Below are 8870 nucleotides of genomic sequence, written 5' to 3'. Positions count from 1 at the left end.
AGGCGATTTACAATATGTTCTCGTGGGTGCGCGATCAGCCAGACCGTGACCTCGACGGATTGATGGAAAAAATCGACCACCTCTTTCTCCATTCTGAAGGGAGTTTATAAACGTGCAGAGCCGAGTAGTAACTTGTAGAGCGGTCCAGGAAGAACTTCCAAGAGAAATCCAGTTGGTTTGTTTTCAATCTCATTCTCAAGAGAATCATATGTCTCGTGTTTAGAATTTATATCGGCAGACATCAACTATCGCATATTGTATTCGGGTAATAATATTTGTTCTGATAAACAGTACAAACTAATAGAACAACGCGCCGGATAAGCTATCAAACATAGCAATTTAAATATCATATCATATAGTGTAGATTCAACTCGAAATCACTTATCTCATAGTGCATGGATTGAATAGTGTGAATTCTAATGCGATTAAGTTCTATTTTTACGATATTAATTCAATCATGGTGTTTTCATCTGGCAAAATTACAGAGCCATGATTGATTCCAACGACGCGTTCGGGCAAATGCGCACTTGAGGAAGACCTAACTGATAGCTCTCGGAACTGTCTGCTATGCTATACACAACTGTTCTGTCTTCTTTATTCGGAGGTTGTCGATGACCGGTGTGGAACACCAGACTTTCGACGGTAAGCTGGTGAGAACACCGTTCGGAAGCCAAAACGTCGAACGCACAGTACGGGACGAATACCGAACACTCCTCAACGAGCACGATTCAGAGGATATCCTTGTCATCACGGGGGCACCGACAAGTACGGACACTTTTCGTGAAATGTTAGGTGAGGAACTGCCGGGTGCGGCGACGCCGTACGTAACGTCGCTCGTCGTGCATGCAACCGATGTCCTCAATCAGACCGATGACCGCGTCATTCTCTCCGACGCGCTACGCCGAGAACTCCTGTACCGATTCCTCCGAGACTACGAGTGGGAGACCGAGTACCTGCAGCAGGCGGCTGCGAAACCGTCGTTCATCGAGGACATAGACGCCGTAATGGACACGATCTCGTGGCAGACCATCGCACCTGACGAAACCCCGGAACTCCGTGATATCACGGCCGCCCTCGATGGATTCCACGAGTGGCTCGCCGAACACGACCACATGGAACGCGGGCAGCTCATCTCTGAGGCCCTCAATGTCCTCACCGGTGATGCCTATGAAGATATCGTCGACTTCGATGCCGTGCTTGCGGTCGAGTTTGAGGAATTCTTCGCACTTGACCGCGCGTATCTCGACGCTCTCACAGAGAACTGCGACCTCGTCTGTATCGTCGAAGAGAACGCGAGCGTGCGCCGGACGTGGGTCGAGACGGGGCCCGTTACGGACTACGTCTCGTTCAGCGAGTCCCGACGTGGGGCAACGGAGACACAATCGACGCGCCCAGCTGCCACAGCAGCCTATTTCGCCGAAGAAACGGTCCCAGTAGACCCTGAAACTGGGTCGGTGTCCGTCCTCGCAACAGATTCTAGTGACGAACAACTCGCCGAAATTGCAAACGAGATCGAAGCACTCGTTGAGCAACCAGGCTGGGATTACGATGATATCGCCGTCGCGACCAAGCAAAGCGGCAGCGCTGTTACGGATGCTATCAAAGCACTCCAACGCGCCGGGATCTCGGCAGAATCGACTACTGTCACCGGGTTTGGTGATGATCCTGCGATTCGGGAACTGCTTGCCGTCGTGCGGCATCTGGCGGCCGACAATGGGTATGATGGGCCCAAGTACGGTCCCGAACTCGATACGGAGCGATTAGACCACATCAGCGAGAGAGACGGCCTCGAAGACGCGATACGGTGGTGGGCGACAGACTCTGGGCTCAAAGAGCGGATCGCGGAACGTGCGACTCCGCTGGATGCACGTGCACAGTTCGGGAATGTAGGGCGGGCGTTCCGTATGGCTGCGTTCCTCGAGGAGACCGTGTTTGTCGATGCGACGTGGGACTCATTCAAGCAGATGCTCGAACGCGCCCACGAGTATGCACCACGGCAGAATCAGACGAGTGCGACGGATCTCGACGGTGGCGTCCGCGTCGACCACTTACAGGCAATTAAGAACGAGTCATTTCGTGCAGTCTTTCTGGTGAATCTGGTCGATAGTGAGTATCCAGGAGACCCGTTCATGACGCGGTTATTCCCGACCGACCGAGTCGCGTCGATGCCGGACTATCCAGGTGTCACAGAACTCGATAGAGAGGATGTGGATGCGACGTTCCCGACAACGTCGACGGCATCTGGTCGGCCGTTCGTTCAGTATCACACGGAACACGCGCGGCGACGCTTGGCGATTGGAGCTGGAGCTGCGAGCGAACGTCTGTACTGTTGTCTGTACGAATACGAGGACACGGCACTCGAAGAGCGGGCGCAGGCCTCGCGGTTTCTCACAGCAGCCTACGACGACTTGCCCTGGGTGACTGAAGCCGACCAGCCACACATTACGAGTGAGCAGGCAGCCGAGGACTTCCTGTTGTCGCGGGTAGACGACGCCCTCGCGGAGGTACGTCGCGCGAATAGCCAGGACGTGACGGTGTCGCTTGATGAGGTAGAAGCAGAACTCGGAGAGATCCAAGACATGCTTGAGAAGAGCGGCGGGCGTGGCGAAGAGTTACGCAAAGCGTTGCGTGCACGTGTTGAATTCGCTAACGGGGAGGTGCGACGATGAGTCCAGAATCACTCTCACCGTCGCGGTTGGCGAACTACGCAATGTGCCCGCGGCTGTACGATTACCGGTATGTGCAGGACGTGAACGCGCCGGATCGGACCGAACTCTATCTCAATCAGGGGACGATTTACCACGAGACGATCGAAGACGTCTGTGAGGCAACCGATCGCGAGGACCCCGCGGACGTGATCCATGAGCGAGCGCTGGAGATCTTCGGCGCAAAGTGGGAGGAACACAGCGACCCGGCTGATTACGAATCTGCTGCCCACCGAGAGTACCAACGCACTGAGAATCGGGCTGCCATCGCGTCCTTCTTCGATCCAGACGGTGGCGACGGAATCAAACACGCATGCCGTTCAGTTGCTACGGAATGCTGGGTAGAGTGCGAGGTGGATGGTCGTGGCCTCCACGGGAAAGTAGACAACGTCATCCGAACTGATGACGGCCTCCACATCTTCGACTACAAGCGGAAGACACACGGGATGCTCTCTGCGGGGACAGCCGACTACCTCGGCGATCATCTCGACGGGGAAGGACATGAGCCAAAGCGCGTCCGGAATGCCTTCCAGACGGCGGCATACATCGAGGGCGTTAAGAACGAACCGTTCTACGACGACGGGATGGAGGTCCGGTTCAGTTTCTATGGCCTCCTCAACAGCACGTCATTCGAGAGTACGCCGTCGGGATACGATGTGTCTGCTCGTGGGTGGACACGGGAAACTACAGAGATTTATGAGGACCACTATGAGACGATCTGGGCGCTCATTCGCGCCGCCCACGACGGAATCACGAGTGAAGCCTACGAACCAGCACCATTCGACCTCATCAACGAGAAGGCGTGCTCCGACTGTGACTATCGAGAGATGTGTGCGGATCGCCTGTCGACGGAGGTACGCCAATGAGCGACGACAGTGACACCTACCCGTCGTGGTACCCGGTACCGGAAGGAGATGTCTCCCCGGAACCACAACAGGAGACGATCATCAACTCCGAGGCGTACCCGATGCGGGTACTCGCTGGTGCTGGGACGGGGAAGACGTTCACAATGGTGCGGAAGATCGAGCACCTCATCGACGAAGACGGGGTGTCCCCAGATCGGATTCTCGCGTTGACGTTTACAAACAACGCGGCGGACTCGATGCGTGAGAAACTCAACGCGAAACTCGGCACGGCTGGGTACGACATCGATGCATACACCTACCATTCGATCTGCAACGAGATCCTCACCGATTACGCCTACGAGGCGGGGATCGACCCGGACTTCGAGGTCGCTACGGACGCTGAAAAGTACGCCATCGTGCTGGATGTCCTCGATGAGATCGAGTACCGGTCTGTGAAACCCAATGTGTACGGAAGCGACGGATACGCATCAGGTGCCGCGTCGAAGTTGCTCAAGTTCATCGGCTCGATGAAGCGTAGTGGGATCACGCCTGAGGATATCGATAGGTTCCTCGGGCCTGCTGACCGTGTCTACGAACTCGCTGATCTCCCAGAGCGAATCGAGGATATCGCCAGTGACTATCTGGGCGGCCGCTCCGTATCGAGCGTCCTGGACTCGCTTCCAGATGCTCGAGCAGACATACTCGAAGAACGTGACGGGCTTGGGACCGACGGCATTGAGGCCAGTACGAGAGACTTCCTCGACCGTCTCATTAAGCTCTGTGACGCACTCGAAACTGCGTTCGAAGTACACGAGTCAGGCGATCGGGAACTGCCTGACAACGCTTACAAACTCCCGAAATACCTGTTCGGCGGATACGCAAACGGCGCGCCGAAGGGTATTCCAGATGATCTTGATCTTGAACTCACCGATCATCTCGATTCCTTCTTCTCGGACTGTCTCACGGCCCGTGACCTGACCGCAGGATACGCAGCGTACGAACGCGAACTTGTCCAGCGGAATTTCATTGATTTCGATGGCCTGGTGGTGGAGACGGCCGAATTGATGGACTCGCCGGTCGGCGAAGAGATTGCTGATCGATGGGACTACGTGTTCTGTGATGAGTTCCAGGACACTGATCGACTCCAATTTGACCTCGTCACATCGCTCGTCACTGACGATAATCTGTTTGTTGTCGGTGACGACGATCAGGCGATCTACGAATGGCGCGGTGCACACGTCGCTAATATAACCGATGAACTCGACCGGGCGTTCACGGCACTCACTGACGAACCGTTAGAAGAGAACTTCCGCTCTCGACAGCCAATCCTCGACCTCGCGAACGAAGCGATTCAGAAACTCGAATACCGTGACCAACACAAAACGCTCTCGCGTGTTGATGAACCCTCCTACGAAGGGGACACCGTCGCGACTGTCGACCTGCCGAACGAGGACGACGAGGCCAACGGTGCGACCCAGCTTCGAACGGTCGTACAGAATCTGCTGAGTGGCGCGGCTGAGACCATAGACAAAGCGTACGATCCGGGCGACATTGCACTGCTCGTCCGGAAGAACGACCACGCGACACCCGTCATGGAGGCATTCGAAGCCGCTGGCATCCCGTATCAGGTGGCTGGCGATTTAGCCACGGAATCCGTCGGCGTAAGGACCGTCACTGCTTACCTGAAAGGACTTGCACGACTCGAAGACGAAGTCAGTTGGAACCGTGTGCTCCTGATGCGGTACCGCTTGTGCGACACCGACCTCCGCATACTGAACGCAGGCGACGAACCACTTGTAGACACACTTCGTGAAACACCACTCGACGAGTTCGAAGAACCCGACCGCATCGCAGAAGCCCGACAGCATATCACGGAACTTCTAGAGATCCGTGACTCGGCGTCGCTCAGTCACCTGTACCAGGAACTCACGGGTCTGACGAACATCGAGTGGTATCTCAGCGAACAGGAGCGACGGGATCTCACACAACTCGAAAACGTAATCGAGCAGTACGGTAATGGTGCCGTCCAACCCCCGCTTACTCCAGCGTTCGTCGACTCGCTCGAACACTATGACTCCTTGTTCGATGAAAGCGGCTCTACACCGACGAGCCAACCAGATGTCGCTGACGACGCGGTCAACGTGATGACCATCCACAAGAGCAAGGGACTGGACTTCCCGGTTGTTCTCATCCCGCAACTCACGGCTGAAGAGTGGGCCCCGAGTTCGCGGACGTACGACACACTCGAAACCAGTCTCTCGGATGGTGGAGAGGCAGCGTTCGGGGAGGACTTCATCGAACGAGATGCCCGTGAGACTCGCCGTGTGTTCCACGTTGGGATCACACGTGCTGAAGACGTTCTCGTCTTGCAGGGCCGCAGCAATGACGACGAGGATCCCGTGGATAGCCACCCGATCTCGGAGATACTCGACGAGATACTCCCATCTCGAATCCCGTGGCAGCCCGGACGGGGGCAGCTGCCACTTTGGGATGACATCCAAGAGTGTCTGCCTGCTGCGGCCGTCGACTGGACCGACACACTGGCCAGCGACACAGTGGGCGACGTTGGCGGCACGGTTCTGCATGAGGACGAAGAACTCACCGTGGAGACGGCGCGTGATCGTGTGATGGACCTCGCAACGACATCGATCATTGGAGGACTCACAGCACCGCAAGAACGGTCGACACTCTTAGTTGAGTCGCTGACTGGCCCAACGACACCGGCTCCATCGCTTTCGCACAGCTACACCTCACTGGCGGCATACGAGGAATGCCCACGCAGCCACTATCTCGACTACGTTGTCAACGCATTCGCCGACTATCAGGAGTCCACGCCTGAGCACAACACTGGTGTATCGCAACGCGAAATCGGGCTACTCTTCCATGACACCGCAGAACAGGCCGAGAACCAAAATGCTTGTCGGAGAGAAGAGTGGTACGAGATCTGTGAGCGACTCGCCAGCCAGCGCCGCATGGTGGATGCGCTCTCAGCGGCAAACCAGTGCATCGACCGGTATTTCGAGTTAGATATCTCCAATTACGAGATCATCGATGCAGAACGAGCGTTCGAACTTGATGTCGACGGCCACGAACTCGTCGGGTTCATCGACGCAGTCTACCGCACACCCAACAATGAACTCCTCGTTATAGATTACAAAGCGACCGAACGGCACCGTGATTTAGCGACCGACAAGCAGCTCCCGATTTACCTGCTGGCCTGTCGTGATCTGTACGACGAACCAGTCACACGTGCGGGGTATGCATACGTCGGTGAGATTGGGCCGAAAGTCGAGTCACGGACGTTCACTGAGGGGGAGTTAGAAGCAGTCAAAGATGATGTAACGGTGTCGATGGAGCAAATCGTAGAATGTTCGTTTGGGTCGTACACCGCTGGAGACCACTGTAAGTGGTGCCAGCATAATCAACTCTCCTGCGCAGCAGACTCGTTTAGCGTCGGGCCAGGATTTGAGGAGTAGTATAGATCACACGGATCCATTCTTGGCTCTTGCCTAATTGAGCGAAACCACCATCAGATCAACGATATTGTTACAGTTTGGCGTGCAAGATGGAGAGCGCGAGTCTTGCATTTGTGAATGCTGCTCTCTCAACCGACAAGCCCAGCAGTTCGTCGACAGTGCCCACCGCTCACCCGACGATAGCGTCCCGAGTAGTGGAGAGTAGTTCAACCCGAGCAGAAACTCATACTCTTGCGGAACTACGGATTGACCTGCCTCACTGAGGTTTGCGATAGTATAGAGGATAGAACCGCTTGCAACAGCTAAAGTCGATGAGTATGTTCCGTTTTGACACTACCTGCTCAAGTATTGCAGTACGTTGTATACTTTGCATCGAATTCTCGAGGCGGTGGTTGCTGGAATTGTGAACCCATATCCTTCGATATATAGGGGTCTTCCAACACGGTCAACAAGCCCTTGAATTTGGATAGATCACCAGTTTCGAGATACTCATTGAGTGCCATTTCGACTAAGTAGTTGCGGGGGATATATCGCGGATTGGCTTCCTGCATTAACTCCTCATCTAGGCCGACAGCAGCCAATTTATTCCGAAGTTGGTCGAATTCTGTAGTTGCAAACACTGGATCATCAAACATGCCAGGCGTCTCTAATTCGAGGAACGTATTGGTGTAGTCTGCGTTCGATTTGTGAAGCCACTCTAGGAATTCATCGATGAGTTCTTCCTCGTCATCTGAGTTGATCCCCAGCTTCTTCCGCATCATTGTGTAGTATTGCTCATCAAACCGATCCTCAAATTCGTCTAGTTTGACTTCGAGTTCATCATACGTGAGTGCTGATTGTGCACACAACGGTTGGAGTGTCTCTGCGAACCGCTCAAGATTCCACCGCAAGATGGGTCGCTGATTCCCGAATGCATATCGCCCGTGCTTATCGATTGAGCTGAAGACCGTCTCCTCATCGTAGTAATTCATGAAGGCACAGGGTCCGTAATCAAATGTTTCGCCATTGATACTCATGTTATCCGTATTCATGACGCCATGGATGAATCCGACACGCAGCCAGTCAACAACCATCTCAATCGACGACTGCATGACCGCATCGAAGAAGTCTATATATTTTCGATCCTTTGCATTTAGCTGTGAGTAGTGCCTGTCGATCACATAGTCAGTGAATCGCTGTAGTTCGTCGGATGCACGGCCTGCAACATACTGGAAGGTCCCGTATCGAATGTGGCTGTTCATCACTCGAACGAGGACGGCTCCAGGTTCTGTCCGTCGTCGTTTGACTGCTTCGTCGGTTTCGACGACTGCCAGACTTCTCGACGTTTTGATGTTTAGATTCTGGATCGCATATGAATACAGATACTCTCTGAGTATCGAGCTGACAGTTGCGTTGCCATCGCCTCTTCCGGAGTACGGCGTTCGGCCAGCCCCTTTCAGTTGAATATCGTATCTCTCACCATCGTGTACATGTTCGCCGAGTATCATCGCTCTCCCATCGCCCAAGACGGTGAAATTCCCAAACTGGTGGCCTGCATATGCTTGAGCGATTGGTTCTTCTATAAGGTCTTGGCCTGCCAGCATTTCGGCAGTGAGATTCGCTGTATCCACTCCTAGATCAGCACATAGCTCGTCATTACGAACTAAAACCTCGGGAGTATCGATACTTTTCGGCGTTACTCTCGAATAGAGGTTCGAGTCCAAATTTTTGTAAGTAGTGAGCCTGTCTAAGAATTCTCACACTCTCAGTCATCGATATCGGTCGAAGACACCGCAGTATAATTTGCTCAACCGATCCAGTAGCGTTGACAAAAAGAGAGCCAAACTCAGCTATCTGGCGATCGT

The 8870-nt window shown here is 54.3% G+C and carries 3 protein-coding genes and 1 pseudogene; 3 read left to right on the top strand and 1 reads right to left on the bottom strand.

The features are described from left to right. Positions 1 to 611: 611 nt before the first annotated feature. Genes O2S87_RS17190 through O2S87_RS17180 form a run of 3 tightly spaced genes read left to right on the top strand, consistent with a single transcriptional unit; the run spans position 612 to position 7026 of the window. Positions 612 to 2669 (top strand): PD-(D/E)XK nuclease family protein, encoded by a 2058-nt coding sequence (locus tag O2S87_RS17190; protein WP_475409982.1) that lies wholly within the window; start codon positions 612 to 614, stop codon positions 2667 to 2669. Then, on the top strand, positions 2666 to 3571 hold the full coding sequence (locus O2S87_RS17185; protein WP_475409981.1) for a RecB family exonuclease: 906 nt from the start codon (positions 2666 to 2668) through the stop codon (positions 3569 to 3571). Before O2S87_RS17190 ends, O2S87_RS17185 begins: the two co-directional genes overlap by 4 nt. Continuing rightward, positions 3568 to 7026 (top strand): ATP-dependent helicase, encoded by a 3459-nt coding sequence (locus O2S87_RS17180; RefSeq protein WP_475409980.1) that lies wholly within the window; start codon positions 3568 to 3570, stop codon positions 7024 to 7026. Before O2S87_RS17185 ends, O2S87_RS17180 begins: the two co-directional genes overlap by 4 nt. Positions 7027 to 7367: 341 nt before the next feature. On the opposite strand, the pseudogene O2S87_RS17175 reads toward O2S87_RS17180, so the two are convergent. Then, a pseudogene (locus O2S87_RS17175) lies at positions 7368 to 8732 on the bottom strand (protein adenylyltransferase SelO); the annotation flags it as partial. Between the last annotated feature and the right edge of the window lie 138 nt (positions 8733 to 8870).

The organism is Halohasta sp. A2 (assembly GCF_056175805.1).
The sequence above is the reverse complement of the archived record's forward strand: the minus strand, read 5'-3'. Positions and strand labels throughout refer to the sequence as shown.

Excerpts from the sequence above, each read along its gene's own strand:
- O2S87_RS17190 (WP_475409982.1), top strand. The coding sequence starts at position 612 with ATGACCGGTGTGGAACACCAGACTTTCGACGGTAAGCTGGTGAGAACA.
- O2S87_RS17185 (WP_475409981.1), top strand. The coding sequence starts at position 2,666 with ATGAGTCCAGAATCACTCTCACCGTCGCGGTTGGCGAACTACGCAATG.
- O2S87_RS17180 (WP_475409980.1), top strand. The coding sequence starts at position 3,568 with ATGAGCGACGACAGTGACACCTACCCGTCGTGGTACCCGGTACCGGAA.